This window comes from Streptomyces sp. NPDC050806 (genome assembly GCF_055586425.1).
The window spans coordinates 1-23,165 of record NZ_JBVJIF010000021.1; the positions used below are offsets into that span (position 1 = coordinate 1).

Annotated in this window: 15 protein-coding genes and 1 pseudogene; 4 read left to right on the forward strand and 12 right to left on the reverse strand. The window is 71.0% G+C overall.

Annotated elements, in window-relative coordinates:
* Positions 1-473: 473 nt before the first annotated feature.
* From ACZ6WH_RS38430 to thyX, 3 genes are all read right to left on the reverse strand, one after another.
* Entirely contained in the window at positions 474-2,159 is a 1,686-nt protein-coding gene (locus tag ACZ6WH_RS38430) for a ribonuclease J (protein ID WP_432859294.1), read from the reverse strand.
* A gap of 148 nt (positions 2,160-2,307) precedes the next feature.
* Positions 2,308-3,207 (reverse strand): 4-hydroxy-tetrahydrodipicolinate synthase, encoded by a 900-nt coding sequence (gene dapA, locus ACZ6WH_RS38435; protein WP_361556530.1) that lies wholly within the window; start codon positions 3,205-3,207, stop codon positions 2,308-2,310.
* A 197-nt stretch (positions 3,208-3,404) separates the two neighbouring features.
* Positions 3,405-4,154 (reverse strand): FAD-dependent thymidylate synthase, encoded by a 750-nt coding sequence (gene thyX / locus ACZ6WH_RS38440; protein WP_361556527.1) that lies wholly within the window; start codon positions 4,152-4,154, stop codon positions 3,405-3,407.
* A 288-nt stretch (positions 4,155-4,442) separates the two neighbouring features.
* Between thyX and ACZ6WH_RS38445 the strand changes: the two genes are divergently transcribed.
* Both ACZ6WH_RS38445 and ACZ6WH_RS38450 read left to right on the forward strand, forming a co-directional pair.
* Positions 4,443-4,688: a hypothetical protein gene (locus ACZ6WH_RS38445; RefSeq protein ID WP_361556524.1), complete on the forward strand. Its 246-nt coding sequence runs from the start codon at positions 4,443-4,445 to the stop codon at positions 4,686-4,688.
* Between the two features lie 146 nt (positions 4,689-4,834).
* Entirely contained in the window at positions 4,835-5,386 is a 552-nt protein-coding gene (locus ACZ6WH_RS38450; protein ID WP_469734750.1) for a hypothetical protein, read from the forward strand.
* A gap of 156 nt (positions 5,387-5,542) precedes the next feature.
* Here the strand turns inward: ACZ6WH_RS38450 and ACZ6WH_RS38455 are convergent, their stop codons facing one another.
* The 8 genes from ACZ6WH_RS38455 to ACZ6WH_RS38490 form a co-directional block, all read right to left on the reverse strand.
* Positions 5,543-5,998, reverse strand: a complete 456-nt coding sequence (locus tag ACZ6WH_RS38455; protein ID WP_469734752.1) for a hypothetical protein — start codon at positions 5,996-5,998, stop codon at positions 5,543-5,545.
* A gap of 30 nt (positions 5,999-6,028) precedes the next feature.
* Positions 6,029-6,781, reverse strand: a complete 753-nt coding sequence (gene dapB, locus ACZ6WH_RS38460) for a 4-hydroxy-tetrahydrodipicolinate reductase (RefSeq protein ID WP_432859286.1) — start codon at positions 6,779-6,781, stop codon at positions 6,029-6,031.
* 135 nt (positions 6,782-6,916) lie between these two features.
* Positions 6,917-8,296: a M16 family metallopeptidase gene (locus ACZ6WH_RS38465; RefSeq protein WP_469734754.1), complete on the reverse strand. Its 1,380-nt coding sequence runs from the start codon at positions 8,294-8,296 to the stop codon at positions 6,917-6,919.
* A complete protein-coding gene (locus tag ACZ6WH_RS38470; RefSeq protein WP_469734756.1) occupies positions 8,293-10,512 on the reverse strand; it encodes a polyribonucleotide nucleotidyltransferase in 2,220 nt (739 codons plus the stop codon). Before ACZ6WH_RS38470 ends, ACZ6WH_RS38465 begins: the two co-directional genes overlap by 4 nt.
* 443 nt (positions 10,513-10,955) lie before the next feature.
* Positions 10,956-11,243 carry a 30S ribosomal protein S15 gene (gene rpsO, locus ACZ6WH_RS38475; RefSeq protein WP_052869281.1) on the reverse strand — a complete coding sequence of 96 codons (288 nt, stop codon included), beginning with the start codon at positions 11,241-11,243 and terminating at the stop codon, positions 10,956-10,958.
* A 178-nt stretch (positions 11,244-11,421) separates the two neighbouring features.
* On the reverse strand, positions 11,422-13,467 hold the full coding sequence (locus ACZ6WH_RS38480) for a protein kinase domain-containing protein (protein ID WP_469734758.1): 2,046 nt from the start codon (positions 13,465-13,467) through the stop codon (positions 11,422-11,424).
* 52 nt (positions 13,468-13,519) lie between these two features.
* A complete protein-coding gene (locus ACZ6WH_RS38485) occupies positions 13,520-15,703 on the reverse strand; it encodes a protein kinase domain-containing protein (protein WP_469734760.1) in 2,184 nt (727 codons plus the stop codon).
* 6 nt (positions 15,704-15,709) lie between these two features.
* A complete protein-coding gene (locus tag ACZ6WH_RS38490) occupies positions 15,710-18,085 on the reverse strand; it encodes an outer membrane protein assembly factor BamB family protein (RefSeq protein ID WP_469734762.1) in 2,376 nt (791 codons plus the stop codon).
* Between the two features lie 768 nt (positions 18,086-18,853).
* On the opposite strand from ACZ6WH_RS38490, the pseudogene ACZ6WH_RS38495 reads away from it, so the two are divergent.
* Positions 18,854-18,976: pseudogene (locus tag ACZ6WH_RS38495) on the forward strand (SCO5717 family growth-regulating ATPase); the annotation flags it as partial.
* 1,029 nt (positions 18,977-20,005) lie between these two features.
* Positions 20,006-21,952 (forward strand): MinD/ParA family ATP-binding protein, encoded by a 1,947-nt coding sequence (locus tag ACZ6WH_RS38500; protein ID WP_469734784.1) that lies wholly within the window; start codon positions 20,006-20,008, stop codon positions 21,950-21,952.
* Positions 21,953-22,068: 116 nt separating this feature from the next.
* Here ACZ6WH_RS38500 and ACZ6WH_RS38505 read toward each other — a convergent pair whose 3' ends face one another.
* The gene (locus ACZ6WH_RS38505) at positions 22,069-23,028 is read right to left on the reverse strand and encodes a bifunctional riboflavin kinase/FAD synthetase (RefSeq protein WP_469734764.1); all 960 of its coding nucleotides are present in this window, start codon (positions 23,026-23,028) and stop codon (positions 22,069-22,071) included.
* Positions 23,029-23,165: the final 137 nt, after the last annotated feature.

The window sequence follows — 23,165 nt, forward strand, 5'->3', positions numbered from 1 at the left end:
GTTTCCGACTCTATCAGATCCTTGCGGTTCCGATTTTCGCCGGTGCGTTTCGGCCTTTCGGCTTCTTCGCGGTTCCGATCTTACCAGATCCTTTTTGGTGATCCGGCCCCCTGTCGGAGCGGGGTTGCTTTCCGGTGCGGCCCTTGCGGGCTTTCCCTTTCGGCGGTTCCGACTTTACCAGATCCTCGTTCGCTCCCTGCTTCTCGAAAGTCGCAGCCGGTCCGAATTTGTTTCCAGTGGCCTTTGGATTGGCCTTCGCCTTTCGGTTGTCTTTCGACTTCCTTTCGGCGGCTCCGACGCTATCAGATTGCTCTGGGTCGGATTTCCCGGCCCCTCGCGGAGCCGGTCGCCGTGGAGTCCCGTAGAACGCCAGGCGTTCCCGGTTCCCCTCAGGCGGAGCCGTAAACGTACTGGAGCGGGGCTCCTGGATGCAAATCCGGGCGCCCCGCTCCGTACGCGCTTCCGACGGGTCGTCAGACCTCCACGACGACCGGCAGGATCATCGGCCGGCGGCGGTAGTTGTCCGACACCCACTTGCCCACGGTGCGGCGTACGAGCTGCTGCACCTGGTGCGGCTCCATGACGCCGTCCTGGGCGGACTTGGCCAGTACCTCGTCGATCTTCGGCAGGACGCCGCCGAAGTCGGCGTCGTCGATGCCGGAGCCGCGGGCCTGGATGTGCGGCCCACCGGTGATCTTGCCCGAGGTGCTGTCGACCACGACGAAGACGGAGATGATGCCCTCGTCGCCGAGGATGCGGCGGTCCTTCAGGGCGTTCTCCGTGACGTCGCCGACCGAGAGGCCGTCGACGTACACGTATCCCGCCTGGACCTTGCCGGTGATCCGCGCCGTGCCGTCGACCAGGTCGACGACCACGCCGTCCTCGGCGATGACGATGTGGTCCTTGGGCACGCCGGTGAGCGCGCCCAGCTCGGCGTTGGCCCGCAGGTGGCGCCATTCGCCGTGCACCGGCATCAGGTTCTTCGGCTTGCAGATGTTGTAGAAGTACAGCAGCTCGCCGGCCGAGGCGTGGCCCGAGACGTGCACCTTGGCGTTGCCCTTGTGGACAACGTTGGCGCCCCATCGGGTGAGCCCGTTGATCACGCGGTAGACGGCGTTCTCGTTGCCCGGGATGAGCGAGGACGCCAGGATCACCGTGTCGCCCGGGACGATCCGGATCTGGTGGTCGCGGTTGGCCATCCGGGACAGGGCCGCCATCGGCTCGCCCTGCGAGCCCGTGCAGACCAGCACGATCTCGTCGTCCGGCAGGTCGTCGAGGGTCTTCACGTCCACGACGAGTCCGGCGGGGACGTTCAGGTAGCCCAGCTCACGGGCGATGCCCATGTTGCGGACCATCGAGCGGCCGACGAAGGCGACGCGACGGCCGTACTCGTGCGCCGCGTCGCAGATCTGCTGGATGCGGTGCACGTGGCTGGCGAAGCTCGCCACGATGATGCGCTTCTGGGCGGTCGCGAAGACCTGGCGCAGCACGTTGGAGATGTCGCGCTCGGGCGGCACGAACCCGGGGACCTCGGCGTTCGTGGAGTCCGACAGGAGGAGGTCGATGCCCTCCTCGCCGAGCTTGGCGAACGTGGGGAGGTCGGTGAGCCGGCGGTCCAGCGGGAGCTGGTCCATCTTGAAGTCACCCGTGTGGACGACCATGCCCGCGGGGGTGCGGATGGCGACCGCGAGGGCGTCCGGGATGGAGTGGTTGACCGCGACGAATTCGCAGTCGAAGGGGCCGAGGCGCTCGCGGTCGCCCTCGACGACCTCCAGCGTGTACGGCCGGATGCGGTGCTCCTGGAGCTTGGCCTCGATCAGCGCGAGGGTCAGCTTGGAGCCGATCAGGGGGATGTCCGGCTTCTCGCGAAGCAGATAGGGGACGGCACCGATGTGGTCCTCGTGGCCGTGCGTGAGCACGATGCCCTCGATGTCGTCGAGGCGGTCCCTGATGGACGAAAAGTCCGGCAGGATCAGGTCGATTCCGGGCTGCTCCTCCTCGGGGAAGAGCACTCCGCAGTCGACGATCAGCAGCCGGCCGTCGTACTCGAAGACGGTCATATTGCGGCCGATCTCTCCGAGGCCGCCCAGAGCGGTGACGCGCAGGCCGCCCTCGGGGAGCTTCGGCGGCGCGCCGAGTTCGGGATGCGGATGACTCAAAAGACTCTCCTCACCACACGCGCCACGGGCCCTTGAGGCACGTGGCGCGCATGACATTCGTGCACTTGCTGTTGTGGCTGTGGTTGTTCGTCTCAGCTGTGACGACCGTCGGGGTCGCGCGAGCCGTATTCAGTTGTGAAGTCTGATGTCAGAGGTGTACCCCGCCGGCGGCGAGATCGACCTTGAGCTGCTCCGTCTCCTCGGGCGAAAGGTCGACCAGCGGGAGGCGCAGCGGCCCGCCGGGGAGGCCCTGGAGGTTGAGCGCCGCCTTGGTCGTGATGACGCCCTGGGTGCGGAACATGCCGGTGAAGACCGGCAGCAGCTTCTGGTGGATCTCCTTCGCCTTCGTGACGTCGCCGGTCACGTGGGCTTCCAGGAGGGCGCGCAGCTCGGGGGTCACCACATGGCCGACGACCGAGACGAAGCCGATGGCACCGACCGAGAGCAGCGGGAGGTTCAGCATGTCGTCGCCGCTGTACCAGGCGAGGCCGGAGCGGGCGATGGCCCAGCTGGCGCGGCCGAGGTCGCCCTTGGCGTCCTTGTTGGCGACGATGCGGGGGTGCTCGGCCAGCCGGACGAGGGTCTCGGTGTTGATCGGTACGCCACTGCGGCCGGGGATGTCGTAGAGCATGACCGGCAGGTCGGTGGCGTCGGCAATCGCGCTGAAGTGCCGGAAGAGACCTTCCTGCGGCGGCTTGCTGTAGTAGGGGGTCACGGCGAGCAGGCCGTGCGCTCCGGCGTCCTGGGCGGCGCGGGCCAGCTCCAGGCTGTGGCGGGTGTCGTTCGTGCCGGCTCCGGCGACCACGAAGGCGCGGTCTCCCACCGCTTCGACCACGGCCCTGACCAGCTGGGCTTTCTCCGCATCGCTGGTGGTCGGGGACTCTCCCGTGGTGCCGTTCACGACGAGACCGTCGTTGCCGGCGTCCACCAGGTGGGCGGCGAGCTGCTGCGCGCCGTCGAGGTCGAGAGCGCCATCCGCCGTGTACGGCGTGACCATGGCGGTCAGTACCCGCCCGAAGGGGGTCTGCGGTGTGGAAGTCGGAGCCATGGGTCCCACGCTACTCGTAGCTCACCGCTGGTTGCGCCCCTGGGGAGGCCGGGATGTGGACCCGGCACTGCCTGCTCGGGGGTTCAGGCAGTGCCGGATCCGTGTGTTCAGCGTAGAGGAATTTCTCAAAACGCCGCAATACGGACACCTTCTCGCGAGGCCCTTCCGTCGGGCCACGGAGATCTCCCTCGCGCGACTTACGGAGCGACCCGTCCGTTGGCGTTGAAGGCGGCGTACGTGAGCGGCATGAGCTTGGCCCAGTGGGCTTCCATCTGCTCGCCGACCATCTCGATCTCGCGCTGCGGGAAGGACGGAACCTTCGCCTGTTCGTGCTGCGTGCGCAGGCCCAGGAAGTGCATCAGGGAGCGGGCGTTGCAGGTGGCGTACATGGAGGAGAAGAGGCCCACGGGCAGGACCGAACGGGCGACCTCACGGGCCACGCCGGCCGCCAGCATCTCCTGGTACGCCGCGTACGCCTGGCGGTAGGAGTCCTCCATCGCCCGGGTGGTGACCTCGTGCTGCTCCTCGGTGCCCTGGACGAACTCGTACTTGCCGGGGCGGCCCTGCTGCACGAGCTTGCGGTCGGTCGCGGGGACGTAGAAGACCGGCTCCAGCTGCCGGTACCTGCCGGACTCCTCGTTGTACGACCAGCCCACGCGGTGCCGCATGAACTCGCGGAACACGAAGATCGGGGCGCTGATGAAGAAGGTCATGCTGTTGTGCTCGAACGGGCTGCCGTGCCGGTCGCGCATCAGGTAGTTGATCAGGCCCTTGGAGCGCTCGGGGTCCTTCTGCAGCTCCTCCAGGGACTGCTCGCCGGCGGTGGAGACCCGCGCGGCCCACAGGACGTCGCTGTCGCCGGCGGCGTGCTTGACCAGCTCGACCGTCACCTCGCTCCGGAATGCGGGGGCTGCGCTGTCGGCGCTCTCGGCGGGGGTGTGGGACACCGGCGGTTCCTTCCGTTCATACATCGTGCTGCGGCGGGTACCCGTCCGATCTGCCGCGGCGTTCGCGCCGCTCGTCGCTCGGGCGCGCCAAGCCTACGGCCCGCCACTGACAAGCCCGGAAATGCGGTGCGATGCGGCGCGATGCGACAAAAGGGACCCCCGGTGCGGACCCCGTCCACGGCAGTTGATATTTTTCACAGAAGTCACGGAAAACGGGCACTCTTCGAGTGCCAGTGACGTTGAACCATGTGACACTGCCCACTTCGAGGTTCCTAGGAGAGCCCGCTCATGTTCCGCCGGCGAGAGCCCGTCCCGTTCGCCTTTGTCGCCGAGGCAGACCGGTTCCGCAGCAATGTCACTCCCCCGCCGCGTCAGCGGGCGAGCCGATCCCAGATCTTCGGCCGCTCGCTCCTGGGGCTCACCGTCGCCGCCGGCCTGACCGGTTCTCTGCTGTTCGGCGTGCCCGCCCTGCAGCAGGACACGGTCGGCGGCCCGAATACGACCCATCAGTCCGAGGCCGCGCACGGCCGCTGAGCCGTGTGCGCGTTGCGCCGTTCGGGCGGGCAGCCCGGCGGACCGGCGAAGGATTGGTTCCGGCCGTCCTGGTGCCGCTAGCCTCACCGGTCACAGCTTTCGACCGTGTGCCCGTGCGTAACGCGGGCCGTGAGTGAGGATCCGCCGTGCCCCTGCCCTTCCTGACGGCCGACCGCGACCTCGACGGGGACGCCGGAGACCCGGCGCCCCTTCCGCACAACGAGCGTGACCACTGGCGCCGCCCCTACCGCCCCGGACCGTGGCGGGTGGGGGCGGCGGCCGTGCTTCTGCTGCTGGCGTCCTTCGTCCTGCTGTCCGCGATGATCATCGGGCTGGCCGGGGCGCCGATCGGCGCCGGGGTGTGCCTGGCCGTGGCGGTCGTGATCATCCTGGTCTCGGTGCGGCTGCTGCGGGTCGGCATCTGGGTGAGCGCCGCCGGGCTGCGCCAGGTACGACTGGTACGCACGACGACGCTCCCGTGGAGCGCGGTCACCTCGGTCCGTACGGTCCAGCAGCCGGTGCGCTGGCTCGGCCTGCCGCGGACCGTCCAGGGGCAGGCGCTGCTGATCGGCGGTCCGGGCGATGTCGAGCCGCGCACGCTCGTCACCGACCACAACGGCGACTTCCTGACCCGCCCCGGCGCGTTCAACCGCGCGGCGGACATGGTGGCCGCGTGGGCGGCGGAGCAGCACGGCTGAGAAGCGGCCGGTGCCGCCCGGAGAGCAGCCGGGGAGCCGCTGAGAGCCACGCCGGAGGCCGAGAAACCACGCCGGAACGCACATACGGGAACGGGGCGCGAGCCGAAAAGCTCGCGCCCCGTTCCCGTACCACCGCGCGGTCCGAACGTGCCCGCCTCAGGCCGCTCGTACCGGCTTTCCGTCGTGCAGCGCGATGGCCCGCTGCATGGCCTTGCGGGCGCGCGGCGTGTCCCGCGCGTCGTGGTAGGCAACGGCCAGCCGGAACCACGCCCGCCAGTCGTCCGGTGCCGCCTCGGCCTCGGCCCGCCGCCGCTGGAAGACCTCGTCCGCCGCGTCCCGGTCGATCCGGCCGCTCGGCGTCCGCTGCAGCTCGTCGACGGGCAGCCCGCCCTCGGCCTCCAGCTCCTTCGCCAGCAGCCCGGCCTTCCGGGCGAACTGCGTGGTGTGCCAGAGGAACCACACCCCGATCACCGGCAGCACCAGGACGGCGAGCCCGAAGACGACCGTGATCGGGGTGCCCTGCCGGATCAGCAGCACGCCGCGGTCGCCGACCAGGACGAAGTAGACGACCAGGACCGCCGCGAGGACGAAGTAAGTGATCTTTGCGCGCACTGTGCGTACTGCCCTACTGACTGCCGGCCGTCAGGCCAGATCGAGGAAGTTCTCCAGGCCCATGGTCAGGCCGGGAGTGTTCACCACGCGCCGCGCGCCGAGCAGGATGCCCGGCATGAAGCTGGAGTGGTGCAGGGAGTCGTGCCGGATGGTGAGGGTCTCGCCCTCCCCGCCGAGCAGCACCTCCTGGTGCGCCAGCAGACCGCGCAGCCGTACGGAGTGCACGGGCACGCCGCCCACGTCCGCGCCGCGGGCGCCGTCCAGGGCGGTCGCGGTGGCGTCCGGCGCCGGCGCGCAGCCGGCCTTCTCACGTGCGTCGGCGATGAGCTGAGCGGTGCGGGCCGCCGTACCGGACGGGGCGTCCGCCTTGTTCGGGTGGTGCAGCTCGACGACCTCGACGGACTCGAAGAAGCGGGCCGCCTGCTGTGCGAACTGCATGGTCAGCACCGCGCCGATCGAGAAGTTCGGCGCGATCAGCACGCCGACCTGCGGCGCGCCGCCCAGCCAGGAGCGCAGCTGCGCGAGGCGCTCGTCGCTCCAGCCGGTGGTGCCGACCACTCCGTGGATGCCGTGCCGGACGCAGAATTCGAGGTTCTCCATGACGGCGTCGGGGTGGGTCAGCTCGACCGCGACCTCGGCGCCGGCCTCGACCAGCTTCTCCAGCTTGTCGCCGCGGCCCAGCGCCGCCACCAGCTCCATGTCCTCGGCGGCCTCGACCGCCTTGACGGCCTCGGAGCCGATCCGGCCCTTGGCGCCGATCACAGCCACACGCAGCTTGCTCATCGTCCTTGCTTCCTTCGGTTCGGGGCGCGGTCGTACGCGGCCATTCTCCGGCCTCGTACGACCGCACGTGGGCCTCGTACGACCGCTTCCGGCCGCGTGCCGCCGCTTTGCGGGGCGGACGCGGCCGTTTCCGCGCTACGCGACCACTTCGTGCAGCCGTGCCGCCTGCCGGTCCTTCAGCGGGCCGATGACGGACAGCGAAGGACGCTGCCCCAGTACATCGCGCGCGACCTCGCGCACGTCGTCCGGGGTGACGGCCGCTATCCGGGCGAGCATGTCGTCCACCGACATCTGGTCGCCCCAGCACAGCTCGCTCTTGCCGATGCGGTTCATCAGGGCGCCGGTGTCCTCCAGGCCGAGGACAGTGGAGCCGCGCAGCTGCCCGATGGCCCGCTCGACCTCGTCGTCGGCGAGCCCGTGCTCGGCGACCTCGTCCAGCTGGTCGCGGCAGATCTTCAGCACGTCGTGCACCTGGCTCGGGCGGCAGCCCGCGTACACCCCGAACAGCCCGCAGTCCGCGTAGCCCGAGGTGTAGGAGTAGACGCTGTAGGCCAGGCCGCGCTTCTCCCGTACCTCCTGGAAGAGGCGGGAGCTCATGCCGCCGCCGAGTGCGGTGTTGAGCACGCCCATGGCCCAGCGGCGTTCGTCGGTGCGCGGCATGCCGGGCATGCCGAGGATGACGTGCGCCTGCTCGGTCTTCCGGCCCAGCATCTCCACCTGGCCGGCCGTCCGGATCGCCCGCGTACCGCCCCGGGGGGCCATCGGCACCGCGTCCGTACGGTCCAGCGCGCCGGCCTTCTCGAAGGCGCGGCGGACCTGGCGGACGACCTTGGCGTGGTCGACGTTGCCGGCCGCGGTGACGACCAGGCGGGTCGGGTCATAGTGCTTCTTGTAGAAGCGGCGTATGCGGCTCGAATTCAGGGCGTTGACCGTGTCGACGGTGCCGAGCACCGGGCGGCCGAGCGGACTGTCGCCGAGCATCGTGTGCGCGAAGAGGTCGTGCACGCAGTCGCCCGGGTCGTCGTCCGTCATGGCGATCTCTTCGAGGATCGCACCGCGCTCGACGTCCACGTCGTCCTCGCGGATCAGCGAGCCGGTGAGCATGTCGCAGACCACGTCGATGGCCAGCGGCAGGTCGGCGTCGAGCACCCGCGCGTAGTAGCAGGTGTACTCCTTCGCGGTGAAGGCGTTCATCTCGCCGCCGACCGCGTCGATCGCGGCGGAGATGTCCAGCGCGCTGCGCCGCTCCGTGCCCTTGAAGAGCAGATGCTCCAGGTAGTGGGTGGCGCCGTTGAGCGCCGGCGTCTCGTCCCGGGAGCCGACGTTCGCCCAGATCCCGAAGGTCACCGACCGTACGGAGGGCAGGGTCTCGGTGACGACCCGCAGGCCACCGGGCAGGACGGTCCTGCGGACCGTGCCGGCGCCGCCCTCGCCCTTGAGAAGCGTTTGGGTACGGGCGACGGCCCGCCCCTCCGAAGAGGTGCGGGCCGTCGTCCGGGAAGTACGGGACGTCACTTGGCGGCGTCGTCCTTCTTCTCCTCGTTGCCTTCCTCGCCCTCGATCACGGGGATCAGGGAGAGCTTGCCGCGCTGGTCGATCTCGGCGATCTCGACCTGCACCTTGGCGCCGACCGCGAGCACGTCCTCGACGTTCTCCACGCGCTTGCCACCGGCGAGCTTGCGGATCTGCGAGATGTGCAGCAGGCCGTCCTTGCCCGGGAGCAGCGAGACGAACGCACCGAAGGTGGTCGTCTTGACGACCGTACCCAGGTAGCGCTCGCCGACCTCCGGCATGGTCGGGTTGGCGATGCCGTTGATCGTGGTGCGGGCGGCCTCGGCGGCCGGGCCGTCGGCGGCACCGATGTAGATGGTGCCGTCGTCCTCGATCGTGATGTCGGCGCCGGTGTCCTCCTGGATCTGGTTGATCATCTTGCCCTTGGGGCCGATGACCTCACCGATCTTGTCCACCGGGATCTTGACGGTGATGATCCGCGGCGCGTTCGGGGACATCTCGTCCGGAACGTCGATCGCCTCGTTCATCACGTCCAGGATGTGCAGACGCGCGTCGCGGGCCTGCTTCAGGGCCGCGGCCAGCACCGACGCCGGAATACCGTCCAGCTTGGTGTCCAGCTGCAGGGCGGTGACGAACTGCTTCGTACCGGCGACCTTGAAGTCCATGTCACCGAACGCGTCCTCCGCACCGAGGATGTCGGTGAGGGCGACGTAGTGCGTCTCGCCGTCGATCTCCTGGGAGATCAGGCCCATGGCGATACCGGCGACCGGGGCCTTCAGCGGCACACCGGCGTTCAGCAGCGACATCGTGGAGGCGCAGACCGAACCCATGGACGTCGAGCCGTTGGAGCCCAGCGCCTCGGAGACCTGACGGATCGCGTAGGGGAACTCCTCGCGCGTCGGCAGCACCGGCACGATCGCGCGTTCGGCGAGCGCGCCGTGGCCGATCTCGCGGCGCTTGGGCGAACCCACGCGGCCGGTCTCACCGACGGAGTACGGCGGGAAGTTGTAGTTGTGCATGTAGCGCTTGCGCGTCACCGGCGACAGCGTGTCCAGCTGCTGCTCCATGCGGAGCATGTTCAGCGTGGTCACACCCAGGATCTGGGTCTCGCCACGCTCGAACAGCGCGGAACCGTGGACGCGCGGGATGGCCTCGACCTCGGCGGCCAGCGTGCGGATGTCGGTGACACCGCGGCCGTCGATGCGCTTCTTCTCCTTGATGACGCGCTCGCGGACCAGGGTCTTGGTCAGCGAACGGTACGCGGCGGAGATCTCCTTCTCGCGGCCCTCGAACTCCGGCAGGAGCTTCTCCGCGGCAAGACCCTTGACGCGGTCCAGCTCGGCCTCGCGCTCCTGCTTGCCGGCGATGGTCAGCGCCTGGGAGAGCTCGCCCTTGACGGCCTTGGTCAGCGCCTCCAGGACGTCGTCCTGGTAGTCGAGGAAGACCGGGAAGTCGCCGGTGGGCTTGGCGGCCTTGGCGGCGAGGTCGGACTGGGCCTTGCACAGCACCTTGATGAAGGGCTTCGCGGCCTCCAGACCAGCGGCCACGACCTCCTCCGTCGGGGCCTCGGCGCCGTCCTTGACCAGCTGGATGGTCTTCTCGGTGGCCTCGGCCTCGACCATCATGATCGCGACGTCGCCGTCGGGCAGCACACGGCCGGCGACGACCATGTCGAAGACCGCGTCCTCCAGCTCGGAGTGGGTCGGGAAAGCAACCCACTGGCCGTTGATCAGCGCGACACGCGTACCACCGATCGGGCCCGAGAACGGCAGCCCGGCCAGCTGCGTGGAGCAGGAGGCGGCGTTGATCGCGACCACGTCGTACAGGTGGTCGGGGTTGAGCGCCATGATCGTCTCGACGATCTGGATCTCGTTCCGCAGGCCCTTCTTGAAGGAGGGGCGCAGCGGCCGGTCGATCAGGCGGCAGGTGAGGATCGCGTCCTCGGAGGGCCGGCCCTCACGACGGAAGAACGAACCGGGGATCTTCCCGGCCGAGTACATCCGCTCCTCGACGTCCACGGTCAGCGGGAAGAAGTCCAGCTGGTCCTTGGGGTTCTTGGAAGCGGTGGTGGCCGACAGCACCATGGTGTCGTCGTCCAGGTACGCCACGGCGGAGCCGGCGGCCTGCTTGGCCAGGCGGCCCGTCTCGAAGCGGATGGTGCGGGTGCCGAAGGAGCCGTTGTCGATGACGGCCTCGGCGTAGTGGGTCTCGTTCTCCACCAGGAATATCTCCTCGTCTGCGTCCGCTGCCCGTATGGCAGGGGACCGTCTGCGACCCGCTGCCCGTGTGGCAGCGGATCATCGGTGGTGGAGCGCCTGTGCGGGCCGGTCTTCGATCGAAGCACCCGGTGCGTGGCGGCCCTGGGGCCTGCGCGACACCGGAGGCCACTACCGAGGACCGGCGACTGATGGGCGCCCCACCTCTTTCGCTATTGCGTTGTCTGCGTCACGCGCCGTCGGTGATGAGCGCGGCGCGCCGACCACGGCGCTGTCGTTGCTGCACCGTCGGTATGGCGTTGTGGGACCAGACTACAAAGCTTCTGGCCACCAGGGGGTGCCGGAACTCTCCGGTGTCCGGCACGCACGGGTACTTTTCCCGTACTTTCCCCGCGTACGGCAAAGGGAGCGGCCCCCGTCCCGGGAACCGCTCCCTGCACGCCGTCTTACTTGGCGCCCGCCGCACCACGGCGGATGCCGAGGCGCTCCACCAGCTGGCGGAAGCGGGTGATGTCCTTCTTCGCCAGGTACTGCAGCAGGCGGCGACGCTGGCCGACCAGCAGCAGCAGACCACGGCGGGAGTGGTGGTCGTGCTTGTGCGTCTTGAGGTGCTCGGTCAGGTCCGAGATACGACGGGAGAGCAGCGCGACCTGAACCTCGGGGGAGCCGGTGTCACCCTCCTTGGTGCCGAACTCGGTCATGATCTGCTTCTTCGTAGCGGCGTCGAGCGACACGCGGTACTCCTTGAGATTCCTCTGAACCCCACCGAGCGCCTCTGGTCTGCTTCACAGAGGAGCTTCGATTACTCGGCTGGGCGTAGCCAGGGTAGCAGGGGGTTGCGAGTGGTGGTGACCGGGTGTAGCGGAACACCGCTCACCGGTGCCCACCACGTCAGCACGCTGCCACCCCACGTCAGAAGACGGGCATGGCGGTGAGGGTACCGGCTTGGAGGAGGAAGACGCGGTTGTCCGCGGCGGCCGTGCGCCAGCGCCCGGCCGCTCCCGGTGTGTACAGCCACGCCTGGCTCCCGCTGTCCGCCCGGGTCACCGAAACCCCCTGGGCGCCGGTGCTGTCGACCGGCGTCCACACGGAATTCCGATGGATCACGGGAGCGTCGGTGAGCGGGTCGTTGTCGTCGTCCTTCCAGTACGACGCGGTCCACCCGTCACGACCGTCCGCGTGACGACGCTGCACGTCGCCACCGACCGTCACGTACAGGTCGGAGCCGCTCGCGGCCGGCGCGCCCCAGACGTCCCCGGCCGACGGCTTCCTCGACCACTGCTCGTCGCCGTCGGTGAGCCGGAGGGCCCGCAACGAGCGACCTCCCAAGTAGACCGTCCCGTCCTGTACGGCAGGGGCCAGGGCGTGCGCGGACTGTCCGGGCTCGCGCCATGCGGTACGCCCCGTGGCGGTGTCGAGGGCGGTCACGTCTCCGTTCGGCCCGGACAGCACGAGACGGCTGCCCCTACCCGGCACGGCGCACCCCGGCGCCTTCGGTGTCATCCGGCCCGGGGCGGGCACCGTCCACCGGGGCGACCGTGACCGCAGGGTCACGGCCCGCAGCCGGCCGTCCTCCGTGAGGACGTACGCAGCCTCCGCGTCCGTGGCGAGCAGCGCCGCCGCCGCGGCGCGGTACCGCCACCGCTCCTTGCCGTCGGTGGCTCCCAGCGCGCGGAGCACGCCGTCACCGTCGGCCGCCAGTACCGTGTCGCCGGCTCTCAGAAAGCCCCGGGCGGCGTCGACGCCGGAGGCGGACCACCGCTGCCTGCCCGTGCGCACGTCGAACGCGACCAGGCCGCCCTTCGACGCCCCGGTCACGACCAGGTCACCGGCCGGCAGCGGCCCGGGAGAGTCCGTGGCCGCGACTCCCGGCCTGGTCCACAGCGGTTTCGGGGCAACGCCCGGCCGGTACGTGGACAGCGGGGTGGCCGCCCACGACGCGGCGTCCGCCGACTCGTCCCTGCTCAGCCACCAGGCGGCCGTGCCGCCTCCCACGGCGACGACCGCGCCGCCGGCCGCCAGCGCTCCGATGAAGCGACGGCGGCTGTGTCCTCGGCCGGTCACCGCCCCCGGCAGTGTGGCCAGCTTCCGGGCCGCGGTCTCCCGCTCGGCGATGTCCGCGGCCAGCGGCCCCGTCGTCCAGCTCCGCTCCGCCCCCCGTGGTGGTGCGAGATGGCTCGCCACGTGGTGCGGCTGCGGCCGCCGTCCCGGCTCCTTGGCCAGACACGGCTCGACAATGGCCCGGATGCCGGGCGGGACGGTGTCGAGCCGGGGTATGCCGTGCACGACCTCGTACTGCACGGCGGCGACATGCGCGGCGTCGAAGGCGGGGCGCCCGCTCGACGCGTACGCGAGCACCGCACCCAGCGCGAAGACGTCGCCGGGCGGGCCGGTGCGGTGGCCCAGCACCTGCTCGGGCGGGGCGTAGCCGGGCGTGGCCGGGGCCTGTCCCGTCGTGGTGAGGGTGAGCCCGTGCTCGGGACGGGCGATGCCGAAGTCGATGATGCGCGGGCCGCCGGAGGTGAGCACGATGTTGGACGGTTTCAGATCACGGTGCACCAGCCCTGTCGCATGGACATCGGCGAGCGTGCCGGCCAGCGCCGCGCCCAGGGCGCGCACGCCGTTCTCGTCGAGCGGTCCGTGCCGGCCGACGGCGTCGGAAAGGGTCGGTCCGGCGAGGTACTCCGTCGCGATCCACGGCCGCCCGGTCCCGGTCTCCAGGTCGAGGACCCGGGCGACTCCGGGGCTGCGCACGGCCTGGGCGGCCGCCGCCTCGCGCAGGAACCGCTGGGCCATGTGCGGGTCATGGGCCAGTTCCCGGCGCAGCACCTTGACCGCGGCCCGGCGTCCCTCCCGGTCCCGGCCGAGGAACACCTGGCCCATACCGCCGGTGCCCAGCACGGCGAGCAGCCGGTACGGGCCGAGACGCAGCGGATCGCCGCTGCCGAGAGGTCTCACGGGAGACTGTTCCTTCCAACGCTCGTACGGGAGTGGGCGGGGCCGCGGCGCGTCATTCCAACGGGATCGCGCAGACGACGCCGCCGCGGTGGGAGATCAGCCGTCCTCCGTGGCTGAGGAAGTCGGAGATGAAGAAGCCGTCACCGTTCGGCCCCTGGAAGCTCCAGGCGGCGGTGTGGGTCCGCCGGTCCACCGCATGGGCCCAGACATTGTCCATTTCGGGCGCGGTGTAGAGGTACTTCTTACCGACGACGGGCCGCACCGCGTAGGTCGGGGGCGCCCCGCCCTTCTCCTCCCACAGCAGCTTGCCCGTGTCGAGATCGACGGCGATCAGTTGCCTGCCCATCTCGCACACGTACACCACGCCGTCGTGGATCGTCGGGTCCCCGTAGTAGCGGTCGTCCTTCTCGACGTCCTTGCCCGGCGTGCGTCCTGCTCCGAAACGCCAGGCGACCTTTCCGTCGGACAGCCGCAGCGCCACCAGTTCGCCGGAGCCGAACACCGCGAACCGTTCGGAGAGCGCCGGCAGGCCCGGTTCGACGCACTCCGATGTGGTGCGCGGTGCCGGGAGCGCACCGCTCCACAGCTGTTTTCCGGTCCGTGCGTCCCGTGCGGTCGCTCTGGCCGGGAAGGTGAGCACGACGTGGGTCCCGGTGGCCGAGCCGAGCGCGTCGTCGCCGAGTCCCCAGGTATCCGGACCGGCCACCGCTCGCTGCCAGCGCTTCCGGCCCGTGGCGAGGTCGAGACCGATGACGAACCAGTGATTCTCCTTTTTCGTTTCCAGGCCGTCGCGCGTCAGGAAGTAGAGCGTGCGCCCGTGACACGCAAGGAACTTGGTGTCACCGATTCCCATGCCGGGGAAGGTGGCGACGGGTGTACCGACATTCCCGGTGGTGAGGTTCACCGACGCGATACCGAACGAGGAGTCCTCGGCCTCCGACAGGACGTACAGCCTCTTGCCGTCGCCGATGAGCTGCTGGTTGTAAGTGCTCCCGAGGTCGGGGTTGGTCCAGCGTTCCTTTCCGCTCTTCGCGTCCAGAGCCGTCAGCCCGTTGCCGCTCATCACCGCGACGAGGGACCCCGCAGCCGCCAGGGGTACGTTCTGCTCCTCCCCCGGGCGGTGGTCCCACGCCATCCGCGGCGGCTCTCCCGGAGACCGGGTGGAGCCCTCGGCATCCGCCGCGGACCCGCCGGACGAGCCGGAGCGGTTCAGCCAGGCCCAGCCGCCGCCTGCCGCGCCCAGTGCGAGCACACCGCCGCCCGCCATCGACAGCATCGTCCGGCGCGAGGGGCGGGACATCGTCCGGTACGCGGGAGAAGTCACCGCATACGACGGGTCGGGCAGCCGCTGGGGCTGGATGCGCCAGATCGCCGTGGAGCGCCGGGCGATGTCGGCCAGTACCGAATCCGGCAGGTGATCCGCGAACTCACCACCGCCGTCGTGCAGGAGATCCGCCAGTTCCGTCACTCCGGGCCGGTACGCCGCTTCCTTGGCGAAGCAGCGGTCCAGTACCGGCCGCAGGGGTTCGGGGAGGCCGTCGAGGTCGGGCTCGGAGTACCGCACTCGGTAGAGCAGATCGGCGTGCGTGCCGCCACCGAACGGGCCGTGACCGGTGGCGGCGAAGAGCAGGACGCCGGCGAGCGCGAACACATCGCCCGCAGCCGTGTGTTCCTGTCCGGTGGCCTGCTCGGGGGACATGAAGGCGGGAGTGCCCACGGCGGCACCGGTGTGCGTCAGCCGGTCGTCGCCCATCGCGCGGGCGATACCGAAGTCGATCAGCTTGGGACCCGCCGCGGTGAGCAGGACGTTGGAGGGCTTGAGGTCGCGGTGGACGACGTCGGAACGGTGCAGCTGAGCGAGCGCCTGGCACAGCGCCGCGCCCAGGGCCCGCACGGAACGCTCCGGCAGCGGGCCGCTGAGTGCCACCGCGTCCTCCAGGGGCGGGCCGATGACGTACTCGGTTGCCAGCCAGGGGACTTCGGCCCACGGGTCGGCGTCGACCACCGTGGCGCCGTACCGTCCGCCGACGATCCGCGCGGTGTCCGCCTCCAGCTGGAACCGCGTACGGAATTCGGGCTGGCCGGCGAACTCGGCATGCACGGTCTTCAGTGCGACGACCCGGCCGCCGGCGGAGCGGCCGAGGTAGACAGTCCCCATGCCACCGCTGCCGAGCCTGGCGATGAGTTCGTACGCGCCGATGCGCGCGGGATCGTCGTGCGCGAGAGGAGAGGCCATGGCGGATCAGTCCAGGGGCAGGAGGTAGAGGGAGGCGCGGTTGCGGAGGAGCATGCAGCCCTTGCCCGTGATGATCTGCCGTCCGTCTCCGGACATCCCTCGGTCGCCTTCCATGACATCGGCGAAACGCCACAGCAGCTTGCCGCTCCGGGCATCCAGCACATCCACCGTCGCCTCGTTGTTGAGGAACACGGAGCGTCCCGAGGGGCTGATGCCGAGCCCCGTCATGACCGGCGAGCCGGCGGCCATGCTCTCCGGCGCCGACCGCCACTTGCGCTTTCCCGTGTCGGCGTCGAGTGCGCAGACGACGGCGGAGTCACTGGTGTAGACCGTGCGGCCGTGATCGTGCGCGATGCCGACGCCGTCGCCGCCGGATGGCGCGTATGTCCACTTCACCTTCCCCGTGTCGATGTCGAGGGAGCGAAGCGTTTCGCGGGTGGCGGAGAGCAGACGTCCTCCGGAGGTGACGGCGAAGTTCATGCCGCTGTTCACGCCCTTGAACTTCTTCTCCCACTGCCGGCTGCCGTCGCGGCGGCGCAGGGAAAGGAAATCCACCGGAGGGTTCGCCGCCCCGATCTCCCCCTCCTGCGACAGCAGAAGACTGTCGGGGCGGATGTCGAACCCTCCGCCAAAATTCGTGACGCCTGCGAACTTCTCGGGCAACGGCACGCGCCAGTCCTCCCGGCGCTCGGTCATGTCGTAAGCGACGAGGTCGGTGGAGGTGTCGCCCGGAGTGGTGAACCAGAGCGTGCTGCCCTCGGCGGCCGCCAGCGAGAAGTCCTCGTACTTCTTCTCACGCCAGCGCACCCGGCCGGTGCGCGGCTCGACCGCGGAGAGGTTGAGGGACGGGACGAGCACGAGCCCGCCGGGCATCAGCTGGAGGTCATCGGCAGGCCAGAGTTCGCTCCGCTCCCAGAGCTTCCTTCCCGTCCGCAGGTCGAGGCCGACGGTGGCTTCGTCGCACGGTACGACGACGACCTCTTCGCGCCAGATCACCGGGTTGCGGGACGGCGCGGCCCCCTCGATGTCGTAGCGCCACACAGGGGAAGGCGCGACGCCCTCGATGCGCGCCCGGCCGGCCGCGGCCAGCGGATCCGTCTTCTTACGGGAGGCAGCCCCGCCACCGGCGGCTGCCTGCCAGCCGATCGTGCCGCCCGCCCCAAGGGCGAGTCCGGCGGCTCCTGCCAGCACGCCGGTCAGCAGTGTCCGCCTGGAGGCTGCCGGCGCGGGAGCGGACGGCTGTCCGCCGGGCCCGCCGGGGCGTGTCGTGTCCTGTCCGGCATCACCGGGCGGGCCGCCCGCCATGCCGCGGTCGTGACCGAGCGGCGCCGTCGACGGGGCGGGCACGCCGGCCGCCGTCTCCGCCGACAGGACGTCCGCTGCCAGCTGGGACATCGCTGCGACAACGCGGCCCGGGAGCCAGCCCGGCACGAGAGCCCCGGCGGACCGGCCCGCACCCGCATCGAGTGCTGTGGCGGGTGCCGCGCCGGCGCCGGAAGCGTCGAGCGCGGGCATCGGCACACCTGCCGTGCCCGGACCGCGGGTTGTCACCCCGGAGAGCAGGCGGTCCAGCAGGGCGTTCATCTGCGGGCGGTCGGCCGGGTCCGGTGCCAGGCACGACGCGAGGACCGGGCGCAGCTCATCCGGCGCCCCGTCCAGATCGTGGAGCCCCTTCGCGACGCGCTCGGCGATCTCCTCGGCGGTCCCCGCGCCGTAGGGGTCGCGCCCCAGGGCCGCGTACGCCAGGGCGGAGCCCAGGGCGAACACGTCGCCGAGCGGGCGCGGCCGGCCTCCGGACAGCTGCTCGGGCGGCAGGCTGCTGACGGGAATACCGGGCAGGGCCGTGCGCGCCACACCGTCCACGGCGGCAGCACGTACCAGGCCGTAGCCGGTCAGCTCCGGTCCCTCGGGCGTGAGCAGCGCGTTCTCCGCCGATATGCCTGCGTGTACCAGGCCGTTGGCGTGCGCGGTGGCCAGCGTCTCGGCGAGGACGGCCCCCACCGCGCGGACGGTCGCCTCCGGCAACGGGCCGCCGACCGCGGCGACCGCGCCGGGCAGCGACAGGGCCGCCTCGAAAGGGATCGCGTACCAGGGCGGGGTCGCCGTGCCCGGGCCGCCCGGCGGGGCGATGTCCACCACGGCGGCAGTACCGGGCCCGGTCAGCCTGCGCGAGTTCTCGGCCTCGGCGCGGAAACGAACGCCGTACGACAGATCATTGGAGAACTGCGTGTGGGGCAGACAGAGCACCACCGTCCGGCCTTGGCCGTCCCGGGCGATGAACCGCTGGACGGGTACCTCGGCTGCCCGGTCCGCCGGATCCATCCTGGCGACGGCGTGGTACGGACCCAGTTTCCGCGGGTCGTCCTGGCGCAACGGATTCATACCCTCTCCCACACGTGCCCGGCAGGCATACGGCAGCCGGACGCCCCGACAGCCACAGGAGTCTATGCAGTTCCCTGCAGCACCATGCACTCGTCCCCTACGGCGATGCACGGACAGGAAGAGACCAACAGGTCGAAGCCTTCCAGGAGTTCAGTGACCGTCGGCCCCCAAGGCAGCAGCGACCCCCTTGCGGGAACGAACAAGGTGGGGGCTGAGCGAACAAGATGGGGTTGAACGAACAAGGTGGAGCCGGCTGTGGCGGACGGATGTATCCGCCTGGTCGACGACCGGCGACGGGATCATTCTGTGGTGCGGCGACGAGCAGGCCCGGCAGTATGTGGGGGCCGGGCCCAGGGCTGGCTTCCGCCGGTGGGCCGGGTGTGGTCCGAGGGGGCGTGCTTCGGGGTGGATGTGGGTGGGTCGCGCGTGATGTGCGGCGTTCGAGGGGATTGTGAGACTCGGGATAAGTGGGGTATTTCGTGAGGGATTAGGGGCGGTGTTTTTTCGGGGGGCGGCTCGTTGTTTTCTTCGCGGTTATGGCGTGCGGGGGACGTGCGTAATCTGAGGCAACAGACAGGTATCGGGCAAAGACGGGCCTGCCGGGCTGTCGGCGGTGGCGTTTAGGCTTGGGTCCAAGCGACAGGGGACCCCACGGGAACGCCCGGCGTGTCAGGGGGATCCGGCGATGCGGCGCAGGCGTGTCGGCGATGCGCAGGAAAGGTGTCGCGTCGCGGGATTCAGAGGTACCAGACCACAGCAGGAGGCGTAGTGAGCAGCGATCGGGACGAGATCCGCACGGGCGGCATCACCCCCGGCGAGGATCAGTCCGACGCGGATCCCGAAATGACGGGTGAGTTCACCATCGACTACACCCCGCCTGCTTGGTACACGCAGAACTCGGATTCGGGGGCGGGCGCCGGGGCCGGGACCGGTGCGGGGACCAGTGCCGGTGCGGGGACCGGTGCCGGTGCAGGGAGTGGGGCCGGTGCCGGTGCGGTGCCGCCGCCTCCGCCGCCGCTGGGTGAGCCGCTGTTCCCTCCGGTGGTGACGCCGTCGATGCCCGAGTCGGCTCCGGCGCCGGCGCCGACGAGCGAGTCGGGGGGCCGTGGCGCGGGCAGCGATGAGGCCGCGAGTTCGGGCGGGGGTCCGGGCGACGGGGCGGCTACCAGTACGGCCGGGGCGGAGGGCTTCGCTGCGGCGAGCGACGGTAGCGGCTCGCAGGACCGGGAGCAGGGCGGGGCGAAGGAGACCTCGGCCGAGAGTGCTGCCGGGGGCGAGTGGGGTGACGGTGCCGCTGGTGCCGGTGCCGGTGGTCGTGAGGGGGGCTCGGAGCCGGTTGTCGGGCAGCCCGAGCCGTTGAGCGCGGACGCCGCGCCTCCGACGCCGCCGCACGGTGCGCCGTCGGCCGGGGCGTGGTCGCCGGGCCCGCCGCAGGGGCCCGCGGCTTCGTTGCCGCCGCTTCCGCCGGAGTTCCAGCCCGCCGACCCGCAGGCACAGAGCCCGCAGGCACAGAACACGCCCACGGGGCCCGGTGCGCCGTCGTCCGGTACGCCGTCGGCCGGTGCGTGGCCCTCGCAGGGCCAGGACCAGGGCCAGGACCAGGGGCAGGGGTCGGCCGGGGCGCCGGGTGCGGCCCAGGGTGGGTACGGCTTCCCGCCGGCGACCGGGGCCGTGCCGGGGCAGCAGGCAGGGCCCGGGGCCCAGCCCGCGTCGGGTCCCGGGGCGCCGGGCGTACCGCCTCAGGCCGCCGTTCCGAACCAGGCACCCCTCCCGAACCAGGCCGCGCAGCAGGGTGGTTACGGCTACCCGGCGCAGGCTCAGCCCGGGCAGCCGGCCCAGCAGGGGGGCTACGGTTACCCGGCTCCGGGGCAGCCGAACGCTCAGGGTGGTTACGGCTACCCGGCCCCGGGGCAGGAGTCCATGCCGGGGCAGGGACAGGGCGGGCAGGCTGCCCCCGGTACCGCCGGTCCGGGCGCGCAGCCGGGCCCGCAGCCTGGGCAGGGCCAGCCCGGGCAGCCGAGCGCCGCTCAGCCGGGGCAGCCCGGCGCGCAGCCGCACGGCCAGCCGGGTGGACAGCCCGGTGCCGTGCCCGGTGCTCCCGGGCCGCAGTCGGGGTACGGATACCCGCAGCAGTCCGGTTACGGATATCCGCAGCCGCCCGCGCAGGGCCAGCCCGGTCAGCCCGGTCAGCCCGGTCAGCCCAACGCTCAGCAGGGCCCGCCCGGAGCGCAGCCGAATGCTCGACCCAACCCGTACGGCCAGCCCGGTGGTCCCGGTCAGCCCGGCGGTCCCGGTCAGGCCGGTGTGCCCGGTCAGCCGCCGCACGGGCAGCAGGCGGGGCCGCAGGGTTACCCCGGTGCTCAGGGGGCCCCTCAGCAGGGTGGCGACCCGCGGGCCGGTGGCTGGCCGGCCCAGGGCCAGGGGCCGGGCCAGGGACAGCAGCAGGGCCAGGGCCCGGGGCAGGGCGGTCACGGCCCGGCCGGGGCGCCGCTCGGGTACACCGCTGCCGTGGAGCTGTCCTCGGAACGGCTGATCAAGGGCAAGCAGAAGGCGCGGAAGCCCGGTGCCAACCAGCCCGGCAACTCGCGGTTCAAGATCGGCGGCAAGAAGGAGGAGGCCGAGCGGGCGCGCAAGCTGGAGCTGATCCGTACGCCGGTGCTCTCCTGCTACCGCATCGCGGTGATCAGCCTCAAGGGCGGCGTGGGCAAGACCACGACCACCACCGCGCTCGGTGCCACGCTGGCGACCGAGCGGCAGGACAAGGTCATCGCGATCGACGCGAACCCGGACGCCGGCACCCTCGGGCGCCGCGTGCGACGGGAGACCGGGGCGACCATTCGCGACCTGGTGACCGCGATCCCGTACCTCAACAACTACATGGACATCCGGCGGTTCACGTCCCAGGCGCCGTCCGGACTGGAGATCCTGGCCAACGACGTCGACCCGGCCGTCTCGACGACCTTCAACGACGAGGACTACCGCCGCGTCATCGACATCCTGGGCCAGCAGTACCCGATCATCCTGACGGACTCCGGTACGGGCCTGCTCTACAGCGCGATGCGCGGGGTGCTGGACCTCGCCGACCAGCTCATCATCATCTCCACGCCGTCGGTGGACGGTGCGAGCAGCGCCAGTACGACGCTGGACTGGCTCTCGGCGCACGGCTACGCCGACCTCGTCTCGCGCAGCATCACGGTCATCTCCGGGGTGCGCGAGACCGGCAAGATGATCAAGGTCGAGGACATCGTGTCGCACTTCGAGACGCGCTGCCGCGGCGTGGTCGTCGTGCCGTTCGACGAGCACCTTTCGGCGGGTGCCGAGGTCGACCTCGACATGATGCGGCCGCGGACCCGTGAGGCGTACTTCAACCTCTCGGCGATGGTCGCCGAGGACTTCTCGCGGGCGCAGCAGGCACAGGGGCTGTGGACCCAGCAGCAGGGCGGCACCCAGCCGCCGAACGCCGCGCCGCCGATGCCCGGCGGTTACCAGCAGGGACCGGGCCAGGCGGCCCCGGGCCAGCCGGGCCACCACCCCGGTCAGCCGGGACAGCCGGGGCAGCCCGGCCAGTACCCCGGTCAGCCGGGACAGCCGGGGCAGCCCGGCCAGTACCCCGGTCAGCCGGGACAGCCGGGTCAGTACCCCGGTCAGCCGGGGCAGCCCGGGCCGCAGCCGGGGTGGCAGCAGCAGCCTCCGCAGCAGTACCCGCCGCAGCAACAGCCGCCGCAGAACCCGCAGTCCGGCGGGCCGTACGGCTACGGCTACCCCCAGCAGGCGCCCCAGCAGGGGCAGCCCCCGCAGTCCGCTCCGCAGGGGCAGCCGGGGCAGCCCGGGCCGCAGCCCGCGTGGCAGCAGCCCCCGCAGCAGTAGCGGTAGCAGTTGCAGTCGCAGTCGCAGTAGTCACGGCGCGCGGCGCTGCGAAATGAGTGAACCCCCTTGCTGGGCAAGGGGGTTCACTCGTATGTGTGCGGGGTTTCGAGGTGTGGTCAGGGGGCCGTGGGCGGGTCCTGGCTCACCAGTGCGCGGGCCTGTTTGACGTCCAGGGCCATCCGCTCCAGCAGCGCGTCGAGGGTGTCGAACTTCTCCTGGCCGCGGATGTACGCGACGAAGTCCACGGCGACGTGCAGGCCGTACAGGTCGAGCCCGACGCGGTCGATGGCGTACGCCTCGACGGTGCGGATCTTGCCATCGAACTGCGGGTTGGTGCCGACCGAGATCGCGGCGGGCATCGCCTCGCCCTCGACGTGGAGATGGCCCGCGTACACGCCGTCGGCGGGGATGGCGGTGTGCGGCAGGGTCTCGACGTTGGCGGTCGGGAAACCCAGTTCGCGGCCGCGCTGCGCACCGCGTACGACGACGCCCTCGACGCGGTGCGGACGGCCCAGCACCTCGGCGGCGCCGGCCATGTCGCCGGCCGCGACCAGCCGGCGGGTGAGCGTGGAGGAGAACGGCTCGCCGCCGCCCGCCTCGCCGCGCTCGAAGAGGTCGATGACCTCCACGTCGTAGTCGTAGGTGCGGCCGAGCTCGGCCAGGGTGTCGACGTTGCCCGCGGCCTTGTGACCGAAGCGGAAGTTGGGGCCTTCCACGACGAGCTTGGCGTGCAACTTGTCGACCAGCACCTTCACCACGAAGTCGGCGGGAGCCAGCTTCGAGAACTCCTTCGTGAAGGGGAGGATCAGCACGGCGTCCACGCCCAGTTCGGCCATCAGCTCGGCGCGCCGGTGGTGCGGGGCGAGCAGCGGCGGGTGGGTGCCGGGCCGGACCACCTCGCTGGGGTGCGGGTCGAAGGTGACCACCACGGCCGGTACGCCCAGCTCCTGGGCGCGCGCCACGGCCTTGCCCAGGATCAGCTGGTGCCCGCGGTGTACGCCATCGTAGGAGCCGATGGTGACGACGCTGCGCCCCCAGCCCTCGGGGATGTCCTCCAAGCCACGCCAGCGCTGCACTGTGCCCGCTCCTTGCCCGAACTCTTGTCTGTTCACTACACCGATACGGCATTGCGCAGGTCTAAGACTGCCATGCCGGGGGGTGTGGTTCGCGCGAAGGGTGGGCTCACCTCGGGTGGTCGCGCGGGGAGCGGCCG